Annotated in this window: 1 protein-coding gene; it reads right to left on the bottom strand. The window is 65.4% G+C overall.

Features of this window, described 5'->3' with window-relative positions; translation table 11 throughout:
• Window positions 1-212 (bottom strand): hypothetical protein (locus tag Q5762_RS37965; RefSeq protein ID WP_315896869.1); only part of this gene is annotated, 212 nt, incomplete at its 3' end.
• Between the last annotated feature and the right edge of the window lie 71 nt (window positions 213-283).

Raw genomic sequence — 283 nt, 5'->3', positions numbered from 1 at the left:
AGCAGGTCGGCCGACGCGGTCGGCTTACCCTCGATCACGTGGATCGAGTTGATGGCCTGCATAGGCGGGATGCCGAGCGCGTCCCCATACTCGATCGCGATGAGCACGTTCGCGGGTTGCTTGTAGTACTGCCTGGGGAGCAGGTTCCCGTCTGCGAGGGTGCGGGCGTACTCGAGTTTTTGGGGCATGGTTGCCAGTTCGGTGCCGGTCATGCTGCTGTCCTGTCTGTGGTGGCCGCGTCTCGTGCGGCGTGGAGGTCGGTGATGAAGCGCTGCCCGGCCCG

The sequence above is a fragment of the Streptomyces sp. P9(2023) genome, from assembly GCF_032436795.1.
GTDB lineage: Bacteria > Actinomycetota > Actinomycetes > Streptomycetales > Streptomycetaceae > Streptomyces.
Note: the sequence above shows the minus strand (reverse complement) of the source record. Positions and strands in the feature narration are given on the sequence as shown.